The organism is Candidatus Brocadia sinica JPN1 (genome assembly GCF_000949635.1).
In the GTDB taxonomy this organism is placed as follows: Bacteria; Planctomycetota; Brocadiia; order Brocadiales; family Brocadiaceae; genus Brocadia; species Brocadia sinica.
The window spans coordinates 1,352,967-1,378,602 of the sequence record NZ_BAFN01000001.1; the positions used below are offsets into that span (position 1 = coordinate 1,352,967).

The window sequence follows — 25,636 nt, forward strand, 5'->3', positions numbered from 1 at the left end:
GTCAATAACAAATATTCGAAAACAGGCAATCTGTAACTTGAATACTTAGCATATTTTTATTGTAATATTAGAGCCGGATTGTTAAAAGATGGACAGTGAAGAAAAGGAACTCCTCGTCCATGAAATGTGGCTGGTGGCCTTATTCTGACTGAACTTTTGAGAAAGGGGGAAGATGTGTTCATTACTATTACAGACCGGGAAGAGAAGACGACAGGAAAAGAAGAGTTGTTTTTGGACAACCAATTCAGGGTTGCATCCCGTTCTGGTTTGAATGTTACCGAGATACAAATTATTGGAGTTCTCAAAGAACTTTCCAGTCCGAAAAGAATTCTTTTTCTTGAAAACAGGACCGGCGTGTGTGGAATTGTTGCAAGTGCCTTATATCCTGAAGCAGAGACAACAATCCATTGTCTGGATTTATATTATGCCAATAAAATAAAGAGGAATCTGTCAAAAAACGGTGTTTCCTCTGTAACGGTTTGTTGTAAGCCATATGTGGAGCAGAGAGAGAGTTTTGACGTGATTTTTCTCCAATTATCTAAGGGAGGCGCCACAAAGGAATTGGTGCTGGATTTCATTCAGCAAATCCATCAAGCATTGCAACCAGGAGGGAAAGGCTTTTTTTCTCTGGAAGGGAATGACCCCTGGATGCAAAATCAGATGAAAAGGATCTTTGGCGGCTTCACTTTTTATTCCCGGAGTAAAACAGGTTGCTGTATCGTTGCAAAAAAGAAGGAAAGGCTCAAACGAGTAAGGAATTTTCAGGCAGAGCTTACCATGACGATTTTTGGGAAAAAGCCCATCCAACTCCTCACGATTCCTGGCGTTTTTTCGCACAGGGAAGTAGATCAGGGCACATTGGCCCTTGCGGAAATTGCGGTTGGAGAATCTCAAAAAAACGATGCGGCACTGGACATGGGCTGTGGATGCGGGGCTGTTGGGATTTCGGTTGCTGTAAATCAGGACGTAAGTAAAGTATGCTTTATAGATTCAAACTCGCGTGCCGTATACATAACGGAAAAGAATTGCAAGCTCAACGGCCTGGAATGTTATGAAGTGTTGTTGCAAGATACAGGGATAGAGGAAGAACAGGAATTCACCCTTTTTACGGGTAATCCACCCTATTTTACTCATTACAAAATTTCTGAACTCTTTATTAACACAGCATACAAGGCACTGAAACCGGGCGGGAGGGCTTATATTGTGGCAAAAACAGCAACATGGCACCATACCTGTATGAAAAATATTTTTGGTAACGCAGAACGAATCAAAAGAAGAGGTTATGAGATTATAAAATCGCTGAAGTAAAACGGTTTAAGCGGCGCGAAATGCAATTTCATTTATGTTTACAAAATTCACCGTTGCCACCAAGTCACTAAGGCACAAAAGTATTTCTTTAACGGGGAGGAAAAAATACCTATGAAGAAGCAGATGCCGATGATTATTGAGTTAGAACCAGGTACGTATCAGTGGTGTGCCTGCGGGAATACGAAAAACGAACCGTTCTGTGATGGCTCACACAAAGGAACTGATAAAGCACCACATATGTTCAAAATCGTACTGAAAAGAAAATATAATATTTGCAATTGCTATTTAACAAAAAATCCACCATTTTGTGATGGTATATGTCGTCGCGTCAAAATTGCTGAAGCATGAAATTGCAATTCGCAGATAAAATACGGGTAGAGGTAGCCTAATGACGGTGGGAAGAACTTCGAACGGAAGAAGGAAAATATTGTTTTTACTATTTGTACACACCAGGCGAGGCGCTTCCCGGAAGCGATCCTTCCTCCGGATCGATCTCACAGATGTTGCCGAGGCAGGCAGATTCTTTTGCCCCTGCGGTGGAATCCTCTCTCTCGTATATCACAATATGGGAAAAATCAATCCCTGGAAGATTTTTGGTCCGCATGCAGTATTCATCTGCCGTAATTTCTTCGTAGGGCGCAAGCTGATATACCGTTTTCGACTTCGGTAAGAATGATAACCCACCAAGTATGTTCCAGTTTTTGTAAAGCCAATGTGCCGTCTCAATCCATTCATCATCTGCCACGGAAACAGTGACAGAAGGGTTGTGTTCGGTATAGTTTTCCTTGACCATTTTCCAGTATTCGAGGTGGTCAACAGCACTAAGATCTTCCCTTGTTATGCTTCCTTCCGGAGATTGTACAGGAAATTCCAATACATATGTGGTGGCCGTTGCCACATCTTGTCCAACTTCCGGATAGCACGGGAATTTCTGTTCTTTTAACATGATAAATAACGGATCCTTTGCAGAAATACGGACCCTGCGAATATAATATCTTGCAAAACGCGGGTGCATGCCTGAGGCGGCATCTACCAGTTGAGAAACCGTTCCGGAAGGCTTAACACAGGTTACTGCGGTAGATGCATTGATACCAAACCGCCGGGCATACATGTGGTTCGTTTCGATAGCATGGCCTCTTAATTTCATCAAAATATTTGGATCACGCACTGCAGGGGAATCCCATTGCCCGGTAATAGAGATCCCCAGAAGCCGTTCTTCTTCACAATTCATCTTCCACTCCGGTGAGAGATAGGGAAAGTTTGTTAGCATGGATTGGTAGGTACCCAGTATTGAAGCGATCCTGATTTTTTTCAGCAATACTGTTTCCGTATCGTCCGGACGGGCAACTACCTCGCTCACATTACAAAACTGTTTCGAACGCAGGATTATCTCCCCGCACGGATTGATACCGCTTGTCATCCAGTGTGTCTCGAATTTCTTCCAGCGACGGGCAGGGACCTGTTTCGGCAGACCGCCACGATTAAACAAACCGCGTTCACCAGTCCCGGCCATTGCCAGGGCGAGCCACTCTTTCAGAAAATCGGTGGCTTTCGGTTTTGAAATATAAACGGCTGAATTGTTCGCCATCATACGTTGCGGTTCATTAATATAGAAATAGCCGCTCTTGGCCTGGCGCATGTCATCGTCGTCGAAATCCGATAAAGAAATTAAGGCAGCGCGCCGTACCCCTCCCATCTCTACTACCTCGCCGATCTTGCAGATGATATCATGCACATCGATGTTCCGCAAACGTTTGCCCTGGGCACCGAGGATTTTTGTGCGAGCGTAATCAAGTAAGGACAGAAGTGGCCCCGGGCCGGAACTGCGCCCACCCATAGTATGCAAACGGGACCCGGCCGGTCTGACCTGTGAGTAATCAAATTGGATATCTTTTCCTTCGTACCAGGCATGCAGTCCGATTTTGAGTGCATTTGCCCAGCCTTCCTTGCTATCTTCAACTCCATGCAGAGGAAATAATTCTCCCGTTTGCCTTTGAATTATTGGCAGTTGTTGAACATTCTGACTCTCAACAGAGAAACCTACCCCTACACCAGACATTAAAAGATACATGATTTCAGCCAAATCTTCGAGACGCGAAGGGGCAATGAACGAACAATTGTATGCCGCAACATTATTTGTCCGGGCGGCTTTGCCAGCTGACCATAAAAGCCGCATGGAGGGCATCACCTGTTGATTCAGGATTGCCTGCCTGATTTCTTCGTATTCCTGAGGGTTTAAGCGGTCGCTTAAATTTTCCTGCATGAAATGTATGTATCGGTCTACGGTTTCTATCCATGTCTCGCGCCTTCCTTCCTCCTCGATCCAGCGCGAATACGTCCGGTAATAGATAAATTCGGCAAGGGTGTTGGGGAAATACTTTTTGCTTTCTGCCTCAAGTTGCTTGACCCGGTCAGGAATGGCCAGGGCCTTCTTGCGGATTTCTGCCCGCTCATACCGATACAGAATATAGGCCTTGGCTGTTTTCGGGAATTCAAGCAGGATCAGTGTCTCTTCAACAAGGTCCTGAATTTCCTCAACATGTGGAATATGCGTTGCCGGGTAAAGACTGTTGAGCCCTGCTACAACTTCACTGGAAACCCGTATGGGGTCATTTTCCCAATCACCTTCTTTGCTTGCCTGCATAGCCCGACAGATTGCGTTCGTGATACGTGTCTGATCAAAAGGCACAATTCGTCCGTCCCGCTTTTTGACGTGAGTAAATTTATTCTTTCCTGAGCTGGACATAATTGCCTCTATAAACGAGATTGGATTTTAAAAGACAAAAACCCAACAACTTTTTCGGACGAATTGTTGAGGATTTTTTGGAGTTGAGACGAACAGTACTGCGGAACCGGTTCTATCTCAATCGGCAAAAAAAGAAATAGTATAAGGAATTACCCTATCGGACAATATTGGATACGTCTTTATTCCATATCCTTTCGATTTGAACTCCTGAATTGTCTTAGTTTTCTCCCTACGTTAAATACGGACAAAAAACGAGGTAAAAATTGACCAAGGATACGAGAAGAGCCGTTTCCCCTGGAACTTCTAACTTGATTTAAATCAACTTTTTTTCTTGGATCAAAACGATCGACAGGGTCATTAAGGCGTTCATCAATGGGTTTGACCTGACGATCATCAGAAACAAGAGAAGGATTACTATCTTCGGTTGTTTCCGTACTATTTTTCCTTTTTGAACGGACTCCCACTTTCGCAATGACCTTGAAATGAAAATTTCTGGCCATTTCCGGTGTAGCGCCAAAGGCAAAGTCCATACAGTCATGATACGACACTATTAAATGAGACAGTTCTTTTAAGCCATCCCTATCAAAAGAAATAGACGTTAACTCATTTACAGGCAATATCTCAGAAAAGGGTTTTGGCGTTTGAGTTAGTTTTGCAAGCGATTCATCCAACTGGTCAAGCTTGAAAGAATGGTCTTCCGATGTACGACGCACAATATCATCTGCACCAGAAAAATCTATGCTTCTCCACGTATTTAATATATTCTCACTATCGTAGTTAGCCAATATCCACGGAAGTATAAACCAGAAATGCCTCCGGTATTCATGCGCAACACTGATCCCCTGCAAGCAGTAAATGTCACGACCATCCTTGTCTTTATGGTTTGACAGACCACAACTCACAAGAAATGTCGATTCCGGATGGTTTAAGCAATAGAGAGGCAAAACCGATGATTTGCGAAAGGTGTCTTTGTATTTGTCATACATATTGTACAGTTGATTTAATGCCTTAAGGCCATCCAACGACACCTTCTGTGGAACAATCATCCACCGGTAATCTTTGGAAAAGGAGCGGGAATACAAGAGTCCTTGATATATCATGCGATCCGTCTCACCCTTTCCAGCGCCTTATTGAGAAGCGGTTCGATATGTGGCTCAAACTGACTCAGAACCTCATAATCCTTGTTTTTTTCCTCTAAAATAGCCCTGGCAACGCTCTCCGCGTCAGGCTTACGTGTGATGAGAGACCAGATTTTATTTACCAGCCCTGCCTTTTTCAGTACCTCCGAGAGTTCTTTTTCCCGTTGCTTTATACTCTTGTGGGCCTCTACTTTCATCTGTTTTAATGTTTGCCCCAAACAATAAAATAAGACATGTTCTGCATTCAGAGGCGCTGGAAATCCAATAATTTTATCCTCAGATTTAAAAGGATGTATCATATCTCCTGTGGGAACAACCGTCCGCCTGGCATTCCCTTCACCTACTGCAGAGACAGGAACAATACCGCCCTCCCAGGTCGGATTTTGTTTGCACAAAGACACCATCTGATTGAATACCTCCATGCCACGCTCTATCAGGGGTGCATAATTGTCACTTTTCCACTTGGGGTCAACCGTATCTGCTTTAGTCAGCATAATCACAAATGTTAAGTTTCTATTGGGATACATTCTGCTATAGGTCGTAAATATCTCATGGATCCTACGGGCTCCAGACCGGTGCCTTGCCTCTTTTATATTCGAATAATATGTTAAGACAAAGGCATCGGCAACCAGGATAACGGCGTTACTGAGTTCGATATGAGAAGCCAGGTCTGAAATTTCTGATTTTGTTGCCTCTGAAGTATCATTTGTATCAAGGGCATCCGTAATTTCGGTGAGAATACCGCCCCTATAATCAATCCAATCAAAGTACGTTACCGGCTTTGAATTATAGTATACCGTAAAAGGCCATACCGTTGTCTGTTGCGTACCATCTGGCCATTTAAATTTATCGACAAGTGAAAATCTGCTAAAATCACCGACACTCAGTATTGCTTTATCAAATTGTTGTACTGAACGGGGGGCAAGGTAAAAACCCGCATCATTTTGACCTGCGTCTCCTAATGTCTCGTAAAGCGAAGACATATAAGTTGTTTTGCCGGAACCTGATACACCAACCATCGTCACTTTCATATTTCATTCACCTCTCATAAATTATGTAATAATCACATTGTAGTTTTTAATACACAAAAAATTACAAAAAAGATGGTTTTTACAAAGTAAAGCGGCAGTCTTATATCTAATACTACACCTTGTTCTTCTGTCTTATCATTTCAATGGCTGCGCCAAAAAATCCACCTATGAACGGCAGCATAAGCGCTAATTTTGAGAAACCAGCAATAATCCAGATTGCCACAAAAGCAAAAAAACCTACTATCGCGCCTAAGGAAAATACATAGATAAATTGCTTGGCAGACGGCTGAATTTTACCCGGCGAGTTTTGCTCTGAGGATTTAGATTCACCCGGGATTAACACTTTTTTGCTCAGTTCTTTATGCCTTTCCATAATGTCTGACATTTGATAACCCTCAATATAACTAAAAACTTTATATCTTGATTTAAGCCGAATTTTACTCTTCTCATGAGAATTTTACTATTGTCTTAACAATATCTTTCTGACATCCTATACCTGTTTTGTTATAATTATCCACAAATTACATCCTTATAATATTACTGAATCAGGTGCTTTTTTGGCAACATTTTTTGTAGTTAATTGAATTAAATGGTTCTTTTAAACGTTACTATCGATATGATCATCATTATGATTGTAAAGACTGAAAGGAAGGTAATGTCTGTTGCAATGCTCCTTATATCTGCGCCCTTGAAAAGAATGGTTTTTAATGCATTCACGGCATACGCCTCGGGATTTATCTTTGCAAATGTCTTAAGCCAATGAGGAAAACTCGCAATCGGATAAACTGCGCCACTGGGGAAAAAAAGTATAACATTCAGAAACCCGCTCAATATGCCGACAACCCTGGGATGATTGAACCTGCCAAGAATGACAAACATCAGACTGAGCAGACCAAGGGTAGTGAGAATTATAATAATTAATATGCAGATATACTGTCTTACCCCTCTCAAAATAGGAATACCGGTTATCGCCATGCTCATAACAAATACTAAAACAGCAATGGCCGTTGTAATGAACAGGCCACTTACGATAAGACCGGTTACAATATCCGATTTGGAAAGGGGGGTAAGCAGATAGCTCTCATCGGCGCCGAGAAATCTGTCCATAACAAGATTAAAGGCCCCCGTGGTCAGAGTACCCATAAAAATGGCCATGATTACAACACCGGGAACAAGGGACTGATAATAATCCACTTTCCGGTAAAGGTCTACATCTCTGAGAAATACCTCATCAGACTTCTCTCTTACAGGGACATAATCGGAATTCATGGCAGCAAGCGCCCCTTTTACCGCAATCCTTATGGCCTCAGCTGATACACCGTCTGTATTATCAAGAAAGAGACCCACTTCAGGCCTTCTCTTCAAAGAGATGCGTTTACTGAAATCAGAAGGTATGATGAGCCCTGCCTTATATCGCCCTTCCCTGACTCCACCGATGGCATCCTTCTGATCCTTGATACTGAAGATTTTTAGGGTCTTCGGTCCGGCTTCAATGGCTCGCAAGTTATCTACAAGATCCCTTGAATAAGGGCCCGAGTCCTGATTTACTACCACCACGGTGACGTCCTGCAATTTACCCTGGAATGAATTCCCCAGAAATACAAGATAGATAATAGGCATGAAAATGCTCATTGCAAGCACAACCGGATTTCTCCTGAATTTTTTCAAGTCCCTGTCTACAACAGCGAGCAGCCTCATCATATCAATCATGAATTTCTCTACCTCCCCCATTTCTGGGGTGTTCCTGCTCCTACAAGGAAGCTCACCTTTCTGGCTTCTTCTTCCCGTATCGATTTGCCGGTATAATGAATAAAGACGTCCTCAAGGGATTGTTCATGGATAGCGGCCGATAAAACCTTTCCTCCTGCAGATTTTATTTCCTCTATGAGCATGGGAAGGTTCTGCGCACCGCTGTCAACGTAAACCCTTATCGTATTATTTTCAAGAGTAACTCCATGTGCATATACCAGATTCTTTACCCTATTGATGATACTCTCGGAAAGATTTTCAATCGTAAGAGAAACGATATCATTCCCCGGTATCCGTGATTTAAGCTCTCCGGGGCTTCCAAGCGCTATTATTTTTCCCGAGTCGATAATGGCAACCCTGCTGCATAGGGCCTCTGCTTCCTCCATATAATGAGTGGTAAGAAAGACGGTCATCGTATCTTCTTCCCTGAGCTTTCTCAGAAAATCCCAGACAACATGTCTGGACTGTGGGTCAAGCCCTAAAGTCGGTTCGTCTAAAAAGAGTATCTCAGGCCTGTGTACAAGCACCCTTGCAATTTCAAGTCTCCTTCTCATACCTCCTGAATATGTTGCAACAAGGTCATGCGCCCTTGCCATCAGGCCAACTGTTTCAAGAAGATAACCGATCCTCTCCTTCCTTTCCTTTGAAGAAACGCCGTAGAATCGTCCATAAATATCCATATTTTCGTAGCCAGTAAGATCAAGATCGCTCGTCATTGCCTGGGGGACAACACCAATATGGTGTCTCACAGCATCAGGTTTTTTCACGACGTCATATCCCGCTATCCTGGCATTACCGCTTGTAGGTTTAATGAGTGTGGTAAGCATTCTGACAAGCGTTGTCTTTCCGGCTCCATTTGGGCCAAGAAATCCGAATATTTCGTCCTCAATCACATCAAAACTTACGTTAGCTACAGCAATAATCGGCCCGTATTTCTTTGTTATTCCGGAGACTTCTATGGCCTTTCTCTCTTGAACCATTTTATATCCTTTTAGACCTTCAACATTTGTTCTTTCTCTAAAATTTTAATTCACTTCCTGTTTTGTCCCTGGCTTGTCCGGGATAAATATTTTTGCTTCAGCCGTCATTCCCGGTTTCAGGAATCCGGTCGGGTCGTCTACCGTAATTTTAACTCTGAATGTCTTTATATCCTGCCTGCCCCGTAATACATCCCGTTGTGTTGCAAATTCGGCGTACCTTCCTATCTCTGAAACCTTACCTTTAAATGTTCTGTCGGAAGCCCTTTCTGTTCTAATAATTGCTTCACCATTAAGGGTAATATTGCCAATCAAGGTTTCCTCTATATCTACCCTCACATAGAGGTTATTCAGATCAACAATCGTTAAAATTGTCGTACCCGGTGTTACCATCTCACCTTTCTCCGATGCCTTGAAAACAACTATCCCCGATAGAGGACTTTTTATTATGGTGTCTGCGTACCTGGCTTGGTTATATGATAAATTGGCCTCCGACTCCCTGAGGCCAGCCTTGGCATATTTTAGCTGGCTTTCAGCCGTATTTAATTGCGCAGTAGTGACATTCCTTTTTGCATATGCCGCTGTGAGTTTTGCTTTTGAAGATACATAGCTAGCAACTGCTGTTTCATAATTGGCAACAGCAGTGTCACGGGATTCCTCTGAGACGGCTTCACGCTCGTAAAGCGCTTTTGCCCTGTCCATCTGCCTTTTTGTCTCCCCCATCTGAACCCGGTTTTTCTCCACATCTGCTGCGGCACTTTTTATTTCTGCATCGGCATTTGCAATATTTGCCTTTGCACTCTCAATGGCCGCTTCTGAAACACGGACTTCGGCATTTGCCTTCTCAACTCCGGCAAATGCCTGCATTACCGATGCCCTGAAATCTTTAGCCTCAAGTGTAATGACTCTATCACCTTTCCTGACTGCATCACCTTCTTTACAGCATATGGAGGAAATTCTACCAGGTACCTTTGTAGAAATATTGACCTCTATACCTTCAACAATACCGACTGTCCTGAGAAACCCGGCTCTCCTGCTCTTTTTTGTATAGAAAATAATTAAGACTGCTGTGATTATCACAAAGGCAATAGCAAAATAAACAAATCGTCTCTTCATAAATCAACTTTCATTGAACAGCTTAAAATTAGCGCCGCAAAACCGTTAAAAGATTACTGGCGATTTATCTTCACCGACGAGCTTAGTTTTGAAGAGTAACAACAGGAACCACAGATTTACAGATTATTCATATTCTTGTCTGTGTAAATATAAGCCTTTCATTGTGTATTTTCAAAATAAATCCAAGTAATTCCCGGGTTAAAGAAGATTAGAATTCGATAACGAAAAGAATGAGTAGCGGTGGATTTTTATTCCAGGAAGGGATTGAACAAATGTTGCTCCGTTGGAGCTTTACTTTGATTTTTATGACTGCTTTACCACTTCTGCGGCTCGCAATAACAATGTAGAGATATCAGGGATAATTCTCCAGCTTACCGTATAGAGCAAGGTCTGTTACTTCATGTATCATAACATCTATCAGTCTTCCTACCAGATCCGCCGAACCATTGAAAATGACAATGTGGTTTTGCCGTGTCCGACCGGACAACTTATTTGAATCGGATTTGCTGGCGCCCTCGACAAGCACCTGCACCTTCTTGCCTATCATTTTCTGATTTTCTTCCAGGCTGATACCTTTTTGCAATTCCAACAACTTTAAATTTCTTGCTCTTTTCACCTCATCAGTCACATCATCTTCCAACCCGGCTGCCTTTGTGCCGGTACGAGGCGAATATTTAAATATGAAACAGTTTTGGAAACGGATATCTTCCATCAATTGCACTGTTTCCTGGAAATCTTCATCCGTTTCCCCCGGAAAGCCCACAATAAAGTCACTGGCCACCGCAATATGAGGAATTAATTCCCTTGCATAAGAGATCAAATCACAATAGTAACCCGCCGTGTAGCCCCGCCGCATTCTTTGGAGGATTTGGTCAGAACCCGATTGGGCAGGCATGTGTAAATGCTCACAAACCTTTCCTAAACGGCTCATGGTACGAATGAGATCACGGGACATGTCGGCCGGATGGGAGGTCACGAACCGTATTCTTTCGAGCCCGTCTAAATCATTCAATTCGGAAAGCAGGTCGCCCAGTGTAACGTTTCCACTCAAACCTTTCCCGTAAGAATTTATATTTTGCCCCAGCAAGGTTACTTCTTTACAACCATTCGATACAAGGGCCTGCGCCTCTTCTTTTACATCGGCGATTGTCCGGCTGATCTCCCTGCCGCGTACATAGGGCACAATACAATAGGAACAAAAGTTATCACAACCCCGCATAACCGTGATAAATGCCTGATACATATTTGCCCGGTAGGCCACTGCCCTCTTTACATTAACGATTTGATCCTCATCTATGGCAAGGACATGTGAGCCATGATTTCTGATACTTAAAAGCAGCTCCGGCAATCGTGAAAACATGCGTGTTCCGCAGACCAGGTCCACATGAGGCATACGTTTGAATATAGCCTCACCATCTTTTTGGGCCATGCACCCAAGAACACCCACAATAATCTCCGGGTGTCTTTTCTTGAGTTTTTTTAATGCTCCCAGATGGGAATATACCTTATCCTCGGCATGCTGGCGCACGCTGCACGTATTAAACAGGATGACATCGGCTTCGTCAGCCTTGTCAACAATTCTATAGCCTTCTTCCTGTAATAGCCCTAACGAAAGCTCGGCATCGAGCTTGTTCATCTGGCAACCGAAGGTTTCAAAAAAAACGGTCTTGTATTGTTGGTCTTTATGAGTAAAAATAATAGAATCCATCATGGCGCTGATCTATACAAACGGTAAATGCATTTTCATATTTGAGTTCCGTTTTAAAAGCAAACACAAATCCTGTAAGCGGCAGCTATCAGTTGTCAGCAATCAGCATCTGTCTGACTGCACAAGGCTGGCAGTTAGGCGCTTAAAGTTGTAATTGTAACGAACCTCGGAATGTAATCCAAGTATTTTTTGGGGTGAATAAAAAAAGCCCCCTCTTGGGAGGAGATTCAGGGGCGGGTAAAAATAGCGGAAAATTCGACTTTATAGAATAATACTATATGAGAATATTAGTCGTAGAGGATGAAAAAAAATTAGCCGCCTATATTAAAAAGGGACTGGAAGAAAACCACTTTGCCATTGATGTGAGTCATGACGGAGAGGAATCTCTCTTTATGCTCAATACCAATGAGTACGACCTTGTTATCCTGGATATCATGCTTCCAAAGAAAAACGGCCTTGAGATATTGCGCGAGGCAAGAAAAAACGGCAAGGATATGCCGGTCCTTTTCCTGACGGCAAAGGATGCTGTTGAAGACAAGGCGTACGGATTAGATCTTGGGGCAGATGATTATCTTGTAAAACCCTTTTCTTTTATAGAGCTGATGGCACGGATACGGGCATTAATCCGAAGAGGAAAGGTTCATTACCAAACACGATTAACGGTTGCAGGCCTTTCTCTGGATGTCGGAGCGCACCGCCTCTATAAAAATGGGCAGCCTGTAGAGCTTACCAACAAAGAATTTGCCCTGTTGGAATTTTTCATGAGAAATCTAAATACCGTACTAACCCGCACCCAGATCGCAGAACATGTATGGGATTATAATTTTGATAGCCTTACCAATGTAATTGACGTCTTTGTAAATCGCCTGAGAAATAAAATAGATAAGGACCGTACCCATAAACTGATTCATACCATTAAGGGTGTAGGGTATATCATGAAGGATGAAAAATCATGAATTCATGGACAATCCGCACAAAACTTACCTTCTGGTATACCAGTATTTTCGGAGGAACGCTTGTTCTCTTTGTTTTACTAACATACCTTGCATTCTCTTACACAAATAATAAACGCATCGATGTTGGGCTTAAAGAAGAGGCCGACGGTATAGCTCATTATGAACGAATGAGCGAGAATTCCTTCAAGAAGTATGTGGAGCGTATATCGAATGAAAGAGACGAAGAGTGGGCTTCAGGAAAATATGTTGCTATACTCAATCATGCAGGAAATCTTCAATTCCGGTCAGGAAACTTAACGGATGCTTATCTGTCCTTAAATAGCCACCAACGAAAAGAAATCATTTCAGGAAAGACCTATTTTAAGACAGTAAGGACGTCAAAGGGGCGTCTTTTACGCATTATTACGATATCCAAGAAGGATACCCAACAGTTAATCCAGATTGGGATTGTTGTTAAAAATGACAGCACCCTCAAACTCTTTTTACTTACACTCACGGCTTTAGGGGGCATTGCAATTATCGGTAGCTGGTTTGGTGGTCGCTTTATGGCAAAAAAGGCCCTAAAACCCATAAATTGCATGGTAAAAGAACTTCAGAAGATCGAAACCGAACACTTGAGAAAAAGACTAACACTCCATCCTGCAAAAGACGAAATCAATGAGCTTTCAGAAGTTATTAACGAAATGTTATCCCGCTTAGAAAATTCCTTTAACCAGATTCGCCAGTTCACGGCAAATGCATCTCATGAATTGCGCACTCCCCTTGCCATTATGAAGGCCGGGATAGAAGTTTCTTTGTCTAAAGAAAGAGATCTTCGCGGTTATCAACAAGTGCTTGCTAATAATCTTGAAGACCTTGGGCGACTTTCAAAAATTATAGAAAACCTGTTTATCCTCACACAGGCCGATGCAGGACGATATGAATTACATAAGCAGCGGATGAATCTTTACCCTGTTATTGCGGAAATTGCAGAACAATTAAAGCTTATTGCTGAACCGAAAAACATCTTTGTATCAATGGAAAAGATGGAAGAGGCATTCATCGAGGGTGATGAGCTGCTTATCCGGATGATGCTCTTAAATTTAATAGACAACGCCGTAAAGTATACTCAGCCCAATGGAACAATTCAGCTGTCCCTTTGCAAAGACAATGGATGTGTAAAGATTGCTATACGGGATAATGGTATTGGCATTCCGCAGGAAGATATTGCTTATATATTCGAACGGTTTTATAGGACAAGCAATGCCCGTGCTGCCGACCAAGCCGGTGGAGGACTTGGCCTCAGCATCTGTCAATGGATCGTCAAATCTCATCATGGTACAATAACGGTAAAAAGTGAACTGCGTCAGGGAAGCACCTTTACAGTACTACTACCTACCTGCTGAATTCTCCAAGATTACAAAAAATTAATTTTGCGTTCATCTCACGTTCATCTGCCACAGGGTATAATGTACCTATAAAAAACAGAAGGGAAGAATATACTCAGACAGTGCAAACAGGTAAAATACTTTTTGTAATAATTACAATTATTCATTGTAAATATTACCTGTTATTACAGTAGCAATCGGTATTACAGGCAAAGAAACAAAAACTTATTTAATTCTAATACTATTACATTTCTTGTACTTACAGCACACGCCTGCATTAATTTCTGTTTTCATGCCTGTCCGGCACTTCCTTTGTATATTTAGCTTCCCCTGATGAAAGATGTGGAAATATTTATGTTTTTGTTGAAAAACCCAATTAAGAAGGAGCTTATGTATGCATTGTAATATTGCACGTGCCATCACGTGGTTTGGTCAGGAGCATCGCCTGTTCGGGTTAAATTGGAGCTACCTCACGATTCTTGGATTTATTGGTAACGCGATATTTTCCACCCGGTTTTTAATCCAATGGATAGCCTCTGAAAAGAAAGGAAAAAGCGTGATTCCTGATTCATTTTGGTACTGGAGCATAGCGGGAAGCGTAATTATGTGTGCCTATTGGATCATGGAACGCAGCCCGGTTGGGATACTGGCCTATCTGCCAAACTCACTCATTTATATGCGCAATTTACATTTAATCAGGAAACACAGATTCGCAGAAACTGCACCAGCACCAATCCAGGTACCTCTTGAAAAAATTTGAACTAAGGTGTTCGCCCGTGTCAAAAGACGAGATATTCAAGGAAAATATGACTACAATAGCAGACTTTAATTTTGGGGAGAAAGTCGCTTCAGTATTTGACGACATGCTGGACCGCTCAGTTCCGTTTTACCGGGAAATCCAAAGAATGATTGTGGAGATGGCAGTAGATTTTGCCGTTGAAGGAACAAATATCTATGATCTTGGATGCTCCACGGGCACTACCCTGCTCAATTTAGGTCAAAATATCCCCGGTAAAGTAAAATTCATTGGCGTCGATTATTCACGGGACATGCTTGCCAGGTGCAAACAGAAACTCAGTGCACTCCATTTCTTCCGGGAACACGAACTGATCTGCGCCGATTTGAATCAAGGTGTACATATCGAGAATGCCTCGGTCGTCATTATGATTCTTGCGCTTCAATTCATCAGGCCGTTAAATCGGGACAAATTAATCGGCAGTATTCTGAGGGGATTGAATGAGAACGGATGTCTGATCCTTGTGGAAAAAATCCTGGGGGAAGACTCAGTTTTTAACCGGCTCTTCATAAAGTACTACTATGACTTCAAGAAACGAAATGGGTACAGCGAATTAGAAATCGCACAGAAACGAGAGGCGCTCGAAAACGTATTGATCCCTTACAAGTTATTGGAAAACAGGGAACTCATGATCAAAGAGGGATTCCGGTATTGTGATGTATTTTTCAAGTGGTACAACTTCTGTGGGATGGTGGCCGTAAAATGATCGTCAAGACAGGCAACTTCTTTTTCCGGTACCGGAATGCCCTTTTCCCCATAGTTTTTGCCTTGCTTTTTTTCGAGGGGACATGGCCGTTGTTTGACAATCATCTCATTGAGATGTGGGAAATTGTCGTCGGCACTACCATAGCGGTGTGTGGTCAGACATTGCGGGCGCTTACCATTGGACTTGCCTATATCAAACGCGGCGGTAAAAAAAAGAAGGTGTATGCGGAAACCCTTGTTCAGGACGGAATTTTTGCACATTGCAGAAACCCCCTCTATTTAGGAAATATTTTGATCCTTCTTGGAGTGGGAATTGCCGGAAATTCACTCTTATTTGTTTTGTTTGGAATTCCGCTTCTCCTCTTTGCTTATTTAGCGATCATACATGCCGAGGAAAACTATCTGGGAAAAAAGTTTGGACAGGAGTTCAAGGATTACTGTAGACGAGTCAACCGCATTATCCCTGACTTTTCAGGTATAGGAAACACTATCAAAAGTATGGAATTCAAATGGAACCGATTAGTTGTCAAAGAATATGCTACACCCTTTGTATGGATAACGGGACTGACGTTTTTAATCATGAAGGATACATACCTGGACTACGGCTATGATGCCAGTAAATACACGTTGTGGCCTCTGTCAATTTTATCCATGGTCATCACCTGTGCATTTTTTGTTGCGTGGTATCTGAAAAAAAACAAATTTTTGCGAGCGAAATAAGAATACAAGATCACGGAAGTTCCACGTTATACTCAAAGGGTTCACAAGTAGTGAATATGTAAATTGATACACAGGGTGGCACGGACAAACGGAGTTTGTCCGTGCTGAACTTGCACAACGTTGTTTATAAATCATTCATTTTGAATTTAGGATAGACAATACAAGTGAGACTATTGCAAGCACAAAGCATTAATCAGTATTACAGAACCACGGACAAGCATAGCTTGTCCGTGCCACCCCGGTAAAATGGTTGCTATTTGTATCGGATTGATAAATCGCAAATTGTGAGCCACTCGATTATATCTCTCCGGTGTTGCCATCAAAACGGTAAACCCTTAGTTATAGTATTACTTTGTAAAAACTTCTTTTTGTGCAAGTTTTTACATCCCCACCATCCCCTCCTTGCGGAGGAGGAGAAAGAGGGGTGGTCAATTTGGTTGCGGCTATGCTGCGCCAGGTAATTTAAGCATTTGAAAAATGGAAACAAAACTGAATCGGCATTCTACGGAAAGGTTAACAAAAAAGGACATTCCTTTTCTCTTAGGCTTAATCGTAATTGGCCTTGTTCTGTTCCTATTTTATACATGGTCGATGCCGCTCATTGATCCAGATGAACCTCGTTATGCCTCTACAGCGAGCGATATGGTGATGAACAACAACTGGATTGTGCCGCACTTTAATGGAGCTCCGCGTATTAATAAGCCTCCGCTTTTTTATTGGGCCATTGCCATATCCTATAAAATATTCGGGATAAGCGAATTCAGTGCACGATTACCTGCAACACTGGCAGCCATAGGCACGGTATTGATTACCTATCTATGGGGGAGGCAACTTGAAGACCGTAAAAATGGATTTTGGGCTGGAGTGATGCTGATGGTCAGCCCACTGTTCTTTTTCGTTTCCCGGTTATGTATTACAGATATGCTATTAACCTTTTTTGTCAGTGCCAGCCTTTACCTTTTCTTCATTGAATATACGGAAGCTAATAAAAACAACCTCAGGAGGTTATTCCTTTACTTTCTCCTGAGTATGGTTTTTCTGGTAAAAGGGCCGGTAGGTCTCTTGTTGTTTATCCTGATCGCCATTGGTTTTCTCTTATGGATACGCGATTTTCAATCTATCAGGAGGCTTTGGTATCTGCCAGGATTCCTGCTTTTCCTGGGTATTATTTGTGCGTGGGGTATTCCCTTCTGGTTATCCCTTGGCACAAAACAAATCTTTACATTACTCTCGCAGGAGATGTCAGGCAGATTTGTCAGCGGCTATGCCCATCCACAACCTTTTTATTATTATGTACCGGTATTTTTCATGGGATTTTTCCCCTGGTCGCTGTTTGTATTTATTCCTTTTCTACATATCCAAAAACAAAGACAAAGTATGCCGGCAGAAGAAAAAAGACAGGTGTATTTTTTCTGTTCCTGGTTCATACTTACCTTAATCTTTTTTTCTCTGTCTCACTCGAAATTGATGACCTATATCCTTCCCGTTTCCCCTTCCATTGCATTGCTGACCAAGTCACTTTCCCGATGGGAAACGAAAGACACCTTTGGAAACAGCTACTTATGGACATTGTGGCTTGCGCTATTCGTGTCCGCAACGATTCCCCTTGCACTAATTTTTATCATGCTAAAATGGACGCCAACGGTGAGCGGTTTATCCACAATTCATATGGTCATTCCCATTGTTGTGCTTTTCGTTGGGACATTGGTGTCACTCTACACTTTCTTCAGGAGGAGGCATTTTCTCCAAATCATAAAGGTCTTTTGTTTCACCAATTGTTTAATCCTTGGTATCACCATGGCATATTCAGTGAAATACTTAGGAACCTTTCGGTCCACAAAGGATATTGTGGAACACTGTCTTTCAGACAAGAAGAATTATGTGCTTTTCAGTTACGGAAGAATTAAACCGAGTCTTGTCTTTTACAGTGGGAAAAATGTGCTAGAAATAGAGGCAGATACCAGATTAGAAAAACTTATTTCTGCTCAGGAATGTCCTCTTTATGTCGTGATGAGCATACATGATTATCAAAAAAAACAGGAATGGATTCATAAAAATAAATTACATGCCGTATGTCAGAATAATACGCATGTTATATTAGAAAATACCTTATAATTTTCTTCATATGAATAGAAAACAGAACGGATTTGCTGAAAGATACGAGCGGCTCGATATAGTAATACTCGTCCTGTCCTGCGTGCTCGTATTCTATGCCCTCGGCGACCGCGCGCTTTGGGGCGCAGAGGGCCGGTGGGCCGAGATAACGAGAGAAATGCTGCTCACAGGCGACTATTTCCACCCGACCATCAACGGCGAGCCGTATTTCGACAAGCCGCTGGTTACCTACTGGTTTATTGCCGCGATATCCCTTATTTCTGGCACACTGAACGAGTTTGTAGTCCGCCTGCCGAGCGCGATTGCTGGCATAGCTGCGGTGTGGGCAACCCTTAGGCTTGGCCGACGGCTGTGGTCGCCCGAGGTCGGCCGTATTGCCGCGATGATACTGCTGACAAGCTACGGCCTCATATCCCAGTCGCGCATGGCTGCGGCCGACACGGAGAATCTCGCAACCGTTATGCTAGCAATACTCTGGTACTGGTCGAGGCGTGATAAACTCAACTTCACCACGTTTTTAGTACTCTACCTAATTACCTTCGCCGGTTCGCTCTGCAAAGGTCCGGTGGCGGCGGTCGTAACTGCCATAGGTATCTTACCCGACGCCATAGCCGGCAAGAGATGGAAGGCGTTCCTCCGTCCTGCGTCGCTCTTTGCCCTTGCCATAGGCATTGCAATTTACTTTGCCCCCTTCATTTGGTCGTCAAAGACTAACCCAGTATCTTATACTTCCAGCGGACTGGTCCTCGTTTGGCAGGAGAACATCCAGCGGTTCTTCTCGCCCTTCGACCACAAGGCGCCCATGTACACGTATATTCATTCGGTGCCCATGCTCATCCTGCCGTGGGCGCCAGTCTTCATCACAGCCCTCATTGCCGGAGCGAAGTACTTCGCGAGACTGGACAAGAATGCACACTGGCTGATCAAGGTCATTGTCCTGATATTTGTTTTCTTCACCCTTTCCGGTTCGCGGCGCAGTTACTATATCCTGCCTATCATCCCTTTCTGCGCACTTCTGACCGCCGTCATTCTGACGAGCATGAAGGAGTTTAGTCCTTCCCGCATTATTCCTGTGGGGTTCAATATCCAGAAGGGAATCCTCTTCGGTGCAGCAGTCCTTGAGCTTGCAGTCTTCCTGGTGCTTCTTATAGTTCCACCCAGGAGTGCCGGGGTTTCGCTTGTTGGTATTTCTCTTGTCGGTATACTCGTAGCCCTGGCAGCGATAGCGGCTGCATTAGTTACATCAAGAACCGCTCGCCTCCTGACAGTGCAGCCGGAGGAGAAGGCATTCATACCCCTGGCAGCAGTGGCGTTTGTTGTGATGGGCGGATTCTTCTGCGTGCAGCAAAATACCCTTGAGGAATGCAGGTCAGAACGTCAGTTTATCTCCGAAATTCAAAGCGCTATGGCATGGATACCGTCCGACCGCATCGTCCTGATGTATAAAGGAGAGGTCGATGCAAAAATGGTATTCTATCTGGGTAAAGGATCACCCGTAACACTTCTTAGATACAAGGACAAGTACGCTGGCGAACCGGACCCTGACAAAATGGCCATCATGTCGTTCCTGCAAAGCGACCGGCTTGGGGCGCTTATCGCTCAGGTGAGATATGTGGCGGCACTTCCCACAGAGTTATCACGCCTTTTGCCTGCCGTGCCAACATTCGAAGAAAAGCCCCTGCCGTTTGAATCAAAGGATTCGCGGCAGGAAAGATGGGGGGTATGGCTCCTGAACAGTCAAAATACAACGCCAAGTAGAGGAGACAAGACGACCAATGAGAAGTAAGTTTCTACCATTTTCAGTGCCGACTATTACCGAAGATGACATCGCCGCAGTGGCGGAGGTCTTTCGTTCCGGCTGGATAACCACCGGCCAAAAGGCGGCCGATTTTGAAAAGAAGTTCGCGGAGTACATTGGCTGTCCTGCCGCGGTCGCTCTTACATCGGCAACTGGTGGCATGCACGTCACTTTCAATGCCCTCGACATAGGCCCGGGTGATGAGGTCATTACGCCCTCAATGACATGGGTATCGACCGTGAATCTGGCGGTTTTGGCAGGGGCAAGGCCGGTCTTTGTTGACGTAAATCGCGACACACTGATGGTTTCCGTCACATCCATCGCGGCTGCGATGACATCGAGGACAAAGGTGATAGTTCCCGTTCATTTCGCCGGCTCTGCAGTCGATATGGACCCCATCCTGGAGTTGGCAAAGAAGCACGGTGTGGCTGTCGTCGAAGATGCAGCCCATGCAGCAGGCACATTCTACAAGGGCCGCCATGTCGGCAAGACCGGCACCTCGATATTCTCTTTTCACCCGATAAAAAACATGACTACCGTCGAGGGCGGGATGTTCTGCTCTGACGATGCGGCACTGGTCGAACGTATCCGACGGCTAAAGTTCCATGGACTTGGCGTAGACGCGTTCGACAGGCAGATGCAAGGACGCTCTCCGCAGGCGGAGGTGCTGGAGCCTGGGTATAAGTACAACATGACGGACATCTCGGCTGTGCTGGGACTGAGGCAGCTTGCCCGGCTGGAAGAGTTCAATACCAAACGCACTGACCTTGCGATGCTGTATCGCAAGCGTTTGGCGGAGATAGATGAATTGCTTCCTCTTGCGGACGTGAAGTATCCCGTCAGGCACGCATGGCACCTCTTTATTGTGCGCCTCGATACGGACAAGGCAGGTATGAGTCGCGATGACTTTATGAAGGAACTGAAGGCACGCAATATCGGCACGGGCATTCATTTTCGTGCCGTACACCTGCAGAAGTATTATCTCGAAAAGATGGGAATGCGCCGCGGCATACTTCCCAATACCGAATGGAATTCCGACCGTATCTGTTCGCTGCCCCTTTTTCCCAATATGACCGGGCAGGATGTTGACGATGTGGTTAACACCATCAAGGAAGTTCTGAGGAAGTGATGCATACTATACTCAAGAGGCTCACAATTTGTGATTTATAGACTTGATACGGAGTCGCCATAATCTAACGGGGTGGCACGGACAAGCTATGCTTGTCCGTGTTTTTGCAATACCGCTTAATGACTTGTGCTTGCGTGGTCTGCCTTGTATTGTCTATCCAAATGTTAAAATGAATACTTCGTAAACAATGTTGTGTAAGTCCAACACGGACAAACGGAGTTTGTCCGTGCCACCCTGTTACCAATTTAAAATTCACCTTTTATGAACATCTTGAGTATATGAAGGAGAGGTAGAGATGGACTCGTTAGTTTCTGTCGTCATCCCCGTGTATAACGAGGAACACAACCTCGAAGATCTGGTCAGGCGGTGTCTTGCTGCCTGCTCGCAGATGAAAAGACCATTCGAGGTCATACTTGTGGACGATGGTAGTCGTGACAAATCTGCCTCGATGATCTCGGAAGCAGGCGTAAGACACGGTGGCAAGATAGTTGGTGTGCTCCTCAACAGAAACTACGGCCAGCATTCAGCCGTCATGGCGGGCTTTTCCGAGTCACGGGGAGAGGTCATAGTAACACTTGATGCTGACCTGCAAAATCCGCCAGAGGAGATACCCAGGCTCGTCGCCAAAATGGATGAAGGCTACGACGTTGTCGCCAGCCAGCGGGAGAACCGTCAGGACCCGCTTTTTCGCAAGATCGCATCGAAGCTCATCAACAAGGCTGCCCAGAAGTCAACCGGTGTAACGATGACTGATTACGGCTGCATGCTCCGCGCATATCGCCGCCATATCGTTGATGCCATGCTCCAGTGCCATGAGCGAAGCACGTTCATCCCCATCCTTGCCAACAGCTTTGCCCGCAGGACGGCGGAGATACCTGTCGGGCACTCCGAACGCATGAAGGGTGAGTCGAAATACAGCCTCTGGAAACTCATCAATCTGCAGTTTGACCTGTTGACGAGCATGACGATGTTCCCTCTTCGAATGCTCAGCATAATAGGCATAGTAGTTGCCGCTCTTGGCATAGGTTTCGGTATCATGCTGCTGGTAATGCGTTCAGTGCATGGGCCTGAATGGGCTGCACAGGGCGTCTTCACGTTGTTCTCAATTCTCTTCATCTTCATCGGCGCCCAGTTCGTAGGAATGGGGCTGCTGGGGGAGTATATCGGCCGCATTTACAGCGATGTCCGCGCCAGACCGCGCTACTTTGTGCAGCAGGTCGTCGGCAGAGAAAAAGACAGTGACGTCCCGCGCGTCAAGAAAGGATCTGATGTGAAAATATGAAAGCAGTTGTCCTCGCATATCACAACATCGGTTGTATCGGCATCGAGGCATTGATGAGAAACGGCATCGAGATAGTCGCCGTCTTCACTCATAAGGAAGACCCGGCAGAGAACATCTGGTTCAGTTCGGTGGCAGAGTTGGCTGCTTCGAAAAATATCTCCGTCTTTGCCCCTGACGACATCAACCATCCCATCTGGGTGCACAGGATACGGCAGTTCAAGCCCGATATCATTTTCTCGTTCTACTACCGCAACATGGTCAAGCCAGCCATTCTCGATATCCCCTCCCAAGGCTGCCTGAACCTGCATGGCTCTCTCCTGCCAAAGTATCGTGGCCGCTGCCCTATCAACTGGGCACTCATCCACGGCGAGCAGGAGACCGGCGTTACGCTCCATTACATGACCCCAAATCCCGATGACGGCGATATCGTCTGCCAGAAGAAATTTGCCATCACCGTGGACGACACACCAAAGAGCCTCTTCGAAAAGTCCGCCGCGGCATCGGCCGCTCTGCTCGATGAAATACTGCCCAAGTTAGAGAACGGCAATGCCCCCCGCTATCAGCAGGACCATTCGAAGGCAACCTATTTCAGCGGCCGCCGCCCTGCCGACGGCGAGATAGACTGGAAGAAGCCAGCGCACGACATAAGGAATCTCATCCGCGCTGTCACTCACCCGTACCCCGGGGCATTCAGCTACATCGGCGAGAGCAAGTACGTCTTCTGGGCAGCCTCGGAAATAAAACAACGCCGCAGCAGCAAGGTCGTGCCAGGAACCATCCTCTCTCTTGACCCGCTGGTGGTTGCCTGCGGCAAGGATATCCTGCGTATCGACTACGGCCAGATCGATGGCGGTATCTATATGAGTGGCGCCCAGATGGCTCGCGACCTTAATCTCGTTGAGGGTCTCAAGTTCGGACCCAGCGCCAGCCGCCGTGCCGAGATGACGACGAAAAAGAAGGTGCTCATCCTCGGCGTCAATGGCTTCATAGGCAACTTCTTCAGCGAGCGGCTCCTGCAGGACGGCAGGTATGAGGTCTACGGCATGGACCTCTATTCCAACCACATTCAAAATCTTTTGAACAGGCCGGGCTTCCACTTTGAGGAAGGCGACATTTCCATCCACGGCGATTGGATAGAGTATCATGTCAAGAAATGCGATATCGTATTGCCTCTGGTGGCCATCGCTACGCCCATAGAATACACGCGCAACCCGCTACGGGTTTTTGAGCTTGACTTTGAGCAGAATCTCCGCGTCGTCAGGTACTGCGTCAAGTATAAAAGACGCATAATCTTCCCCTCGACATCCGAGGTTTACGGCATGTGCGACGATCCGGATTTCGACGAAGATGATTCCCGTCTTATCCTGGGGCCCATCCGCATGCAGCGATGGATATACTCCTGCTCCAAGCAGCTTCTGGACCGCGTCATCTGGGCCTATGGCGCTAAAGAGGGCCTGAAGTTCACACTCTTTCGCCCGTTCAACTGGATAGGGCCGAAGCTCGACAGCCTTAAGAGCGCCCGCATTGGCAGCTCCCGGGCCATCACGCAGCTCATCCTCAATCTCCTGCAGGGCACGCCCATTCAGCTCATTGACGGCGGTCTCCAGAAACGCTGCTTTACGGATGTCTCCGATGGCATTGAGGCCCTCTTCCGCATTGTAGAGAACAAGGACCACAACTGTGACGGCCGCATAATAAACATAGGGAACCCGGAGAACGAGGCAAGCATCAAGGAGCTTGCAGAAATGCTGCTTGAGAAATTCGAGAAGCATCCGCTGCGGTCCAAGTTCCCACCGTTCGCCGGTTTCCGCATCCTCGAAAGCGCCTCGTACTATGGTGCTGGATACCAGGATGTGCAGCACCGCAAACCCAGCATCAAGAACGCCAGGAAGCTGCTTGGCTGGAACCCTGTCGTAATGCTGAATGATTCCGTTGAGAAGACGCTGGATTTCTTCATCAGGGAATCTGTCGAATCAGGTGAAATAGATACGGGCAATGGCGACTGAGGTTGAGGACCAGAACGAGCGGACTGCCGTGTTGCCTGGGATATGAATATGACGACAAAAGTTGGCCTCAGAGTTGATATTGACACGTTCCGGGGGACGCGACTCGGCGTCCCGGCTCTCTGCAAGCTCTTCGATGAGCGCGAAGTCAAAGCATCGTTCTTCTTCTCGGTAGGCCAGGACAACATGGGTCGTCATCTCTGGCGGCTGCTCAGACCTGCATTCCTTTGGAAGATGCTGCGGACGCGGGCTGCGAGTCTTTACGGCTGGGACATTATCTTTCAGGGTATCTTTTGGCCAGGCCCCATCATTGGAAAGAAGCTGGCTCCCCAGATTCGCCTTGCCGTCCGGCGTGGCCACGAAATCGGTCTGCACGCATGGGACCATCAGGCATGGCAGGCCCACATCGATACCATGACTGCGGAGGATATCCGTCTTGTTCTCCGCAGGGGCTTTTATATGCTCACCGACATAACAGGCACACCGCCGACCTGCTCGGCTGTACCGGCGTGGAAGTGCACGGATAACGTCCTGCTGGCAAAGGCAGAATTTCCATTCGTGTATAACAGCGACTGCCGGGGCACCAGCATCTTCCGGCCTGTCGTGGATGGCAAAGCTCTCTCACAACCGCAGATACCCGTCACCCTGCCGACCTATGACGAGGCCATCGGCAAGAATGGCATCACCCCCGCCAACTATAACGAGTTCATGCTTTCGCAGATTAAGCCCGGCGGCCTGAATGTCCTGACCATACACGCCGAAGTCGAAGGCATCGCCTGCGCCATGCTGTTCGCGGACTTTCTTGAGGCTGCTAAAGGGCGGGGCATATCATTCGTTCCTCTCGGGGATCTTCTCAAGGATGCGAGGCATATCGTTTCCGGAATGATGACCAGGTCTCCTTTTCCTGGCCGCGAAGGCTGGGTCTCTTTCCAGGGCGATCTGCAACGAGAGAAGCCCGCCTGCCATGACCGGAGACAGTGAGACATGGGGC

Annotated in this window: 21 protein-coding genes; 13 read left to right on the top strand and 8 right to left on the bottom strand. The window is 45.6% G+C overall.

Annotation, left to right across the window (positions count from 1 at the left end):
- Positions 1-174: 174 nt before the first annotated feature.
- Together BROSI_RS06105 and BROSI_RS06110 are read left to right on the top strand one after the other, a co-directional pair.
- Positions 175-1,308: a methyltransferase gene (locus BROSI_RS06105; RefSeq protein ID WP_157842408.1), complete on the top strand. Its 1,134-nt coding sequence runs from the start codon at positions 175-177 to the stop codon at positions 1,306-1,308.
- Positions 1,309-1,419: 111 nt separating this feature from the next.
- Positions 1,420-1,656 carry a CDGSH iron-sulfur domain-containing protein gene (locus BROSI_RS06110; RefSeq protein ID WP_052562870.1) on the top strand — a complete coding sequence of 79 codons (237 nt, stop codon included), beginning with the start codon at positions 1,420-1,422 and terminating at the stop codon, positions 1,654-1,656.
- Between the two features lie 88 nt (positions 1,657-1,744).
- Here BROSI_RS06110 and BROSI_RS06115 read toward each other — a convergent pair whose 3' ends face one another.
- The 8 genes from BROSI_RS06115 to miaB all read right to left on the bottom strand — a co-directional run bounded on the left by BROSI_RS06115 (position 1,745) and on the right by miaB (position 11,777).
- Positions 1,745-4,054, bottom strand: a complete 2,310-nt coding sequence (locus tag BROSI_RS06115; protein WP_052562871.1) for an ATP cone domain-containing protein — start codon at positions 4,052-4,054, stop codon at positions 1,745-1,747.
- 179 nt (positions 4,055-4,233) lie between these two features.
- Entirely contained in the window at positions 4,234-5,154 is a 921-nt protein-coding gene (locus tag BROSI_RS06120; RefSeq protein ID WP_052562872.1) for a hypothetical protein, read from the bottom strand.
- Positions 5,151-6,224, bottom strand: coding sequence for a hypothetical protein (locus BROSI_RS06125; protein ID WP_052562873.1), 1,074 nt, complete (start codon positions 6,222-6,224; stop codon positions 5,151-5,153). Before BROSI_RS06125 ends, BROSI_RS06120 begins: the two co-directional genes overlap by 4 nt.
- Positions 6,225-6,336: 112 nt before the next feature.
- Entirely contained in the window at positions 6,337-6,609 is a 273-nt protein-coding gene (locus tag BROSI_RS06130) for a hypothetical protein (RefSeq protein ID WP_052562874.1), read from the bottom strand.
- Positions 6,610-6,809: 200 nt separating this feature from the next.
- Entirely contained in the window at positions 6,810-7,934 is a 1,125-nt protein-coding gene (locus BROSI_RS06135) for an ABC transporter permease (protein WP_157842409.1), read from the bottom strand.
- An 8-nt stretch (positions 7,935-7,942) separates the two neighbouring features.
- Positions 7,943-8,953, bottom strand: a complete 1,011-nt coding sequence (locus BROSI_RS06140) for an ATP-binding cassette domain-containing protein (protein ID WP_052562876.1) — start codon at positions 8,951-8,953, stop codon at positions 7,943-7,945.
- Between the two features lie 45 nt (positions 8,954-8,998).
- Positions 8,999-10,066 (bottom strand): HlyD family secretion protein, encoded by a 1,068-nt coding sequence (locus tag BROSI_RS06145; RefSeq protein ID WP_052562877.1) that lies wholly within the window; start codon positions 10,064-10,066, stop codon positions 8,999-9,001.
- Between the two features lie 352 nt (positions 10,067-10,418).
- Positions 10,419-11,777, bottom strand: coding sequence for a tRNA (N6-isopentenyl adenosine(37)-C2)-methylthiotransferase MiaB (gene miaB / locus BROSI_RS06150; protein WP_052562878.1), 1,359 nt, complete (start codon positions 11,775-11,777; stop codon positions 10,419-10,421).
- A gap of 275 nt (positions 11,778-12,052) precedes the next feature.
- Between miaB and BROSI_RS06155 the strand changes: the two genes are divergently transcribed.
- The 11 genes from BROSI_RS06155 (at position 12,053) to arnD (ending at position 25,626) form a co-directional block, all read left to right on the top strand.
- Entirely contained in the window at positions 12,053-12,730 is a 678-nt protein-coding gene (locus tag BROSI_RS06155; RefSeq protein ID WP_052562879.1) for a response regulator, read from the top strand.
- The gene (locus BROSI_RS06160; RefSeq protein WP_052562880.1) at positions 12,727-14,115 is read left to right on the top strand and encodes a HAMP domain-containing sensor histidine kinase; all 1,389 of its coding nucleotides are present in this window, start codon (positions 12,727-12,729) and stop codon (positions 14,113-14,115) included. Before BROSI_RS06155 ends, BROSI_RS06160 begins: the two co-directional genes overlap by 4 nt.
- A gap of 376 nt (positions 14,116-14,491) precedes the next feature.
- On the top strand, positions 14,492-14,857 hold the full coding sequence (locus BROSI_RS06165; protein WP_052562881.1) for a lipid-A-disaccharide synthase N-terminal domain-containing protein: 366 nt from the start codon (positions 14,492-14,494) through the stop codon (positions 14,855-14,857).
- 46 nt (positions 14,858-14,903) lie between these two features.
- Positions 14,904-15,599: a carboxy-S-adenosyl-L-methionine synthase CmoA gene (gene cmoA, locus BROSI_RS06170; RefSeq protein ID WP_200891703.1), complete on the top strand. Its 696-nt coding sequence runs from the start codon at positions 14,904-14,906 to the stop codon at positions 15,597-15,599.
- On the top strand, positions 15,596-16,318 hold the full coding sequence (locus BROSI_RS06175) for a methyltransferase family protein (RefSeq protein WP_052562883.1): 723 nt from the start codon (positions 15,596-15,598) through the stop codon (positions 16,316-16,318). Before cmoA ends, BROSI_RS06175 begins: the two co-directional genes overlap by 4 nt.
- A 477-nt stretch (positions 16,319-16,795) precedes the next feature.
- A complete protein-coding gene (locus BROSI_RS06180) occupies positions 16,796-18,433 on the top strand; it encodes an ArnT family glycosyltransferase (protein ID WP_052562884.1) in 1,638 nt (545 codons plus the stop codon).
- A 10-nt stretch (positions 18,434-18,443) separates the two neighbouring features.
- Positions 18,444-20,219 (top strand): ArnT family glycosyltransferase, encoded by a 1,776-nt coding sequence (locus tag BROSI_RS06185; protein WP_052562885.1) that lies wholly within the window; start codon positions 18,444-18,446, stop codon positions 20,217-20,219.
- Positions 20,209-21,360 (top strand): aminotransferase class I/II-fold pyridoxal phosphate-dependent enzyme, encoded by a 1,152-nt coding sequence (locus BROSI_RS06190; RefSeq protein WP_052562886.1) that lies wholly within the window; start codon positions 20,209-20,211, stop codon positions 21,358-21,360. Before BROSI_RS06185 ends, BROSI_RS06190 begins: the two co-directional genes overlap by 11 nt.
- 295 nt (positions 21,361-21,655) lie before the next feature.
- The gene (locus BROSI_RS06195; protein WP_052562887.1) at positions 21,656-22,642 is read left to right on the top strand and encodes a glycosyltransferase; all 987 of its coding nucleotides are present in this window, start codon (positions 21,656-21,658) and stop codon (positions 22,640-22,642) included.
- Positions 22,639-24,648, top strand: coding sequence for a bifunctional UDP-4-amino-4-deoxy-L-arabinose formyltransferase/UDP-glucuronic acid oxidase ArnA (gene arnA, locus BROSI_RS06200; RefSeq protein ID WP_052562888.1), 2,010 nt, complete (start codon positions 22,639-22,641; stop codon positions 24,646-24,648). Before BROSI_RS06195 ends, arnA begins: the two co-directional genes overlap by 4 nt.
- Positions 24,649-24,696: 48 nt before the next feature.
- Positions 24,697-25,626: a 4-deoxy-4-formamido-L-arabinose-phosphoundecaprenol deformylase gene (arnD, locus tag BROSI_RS06205; RefSeq protein ID WP_052562889.1), complete on the top strand. Its 930-nt coding sequence runs from the start codon at positions 24,697-24,699 to the stop codon at positions 25,624-25,626.
- The last annotated feature ends 10 nt before the right edge of the window (positions 25,627-25,636 follow it).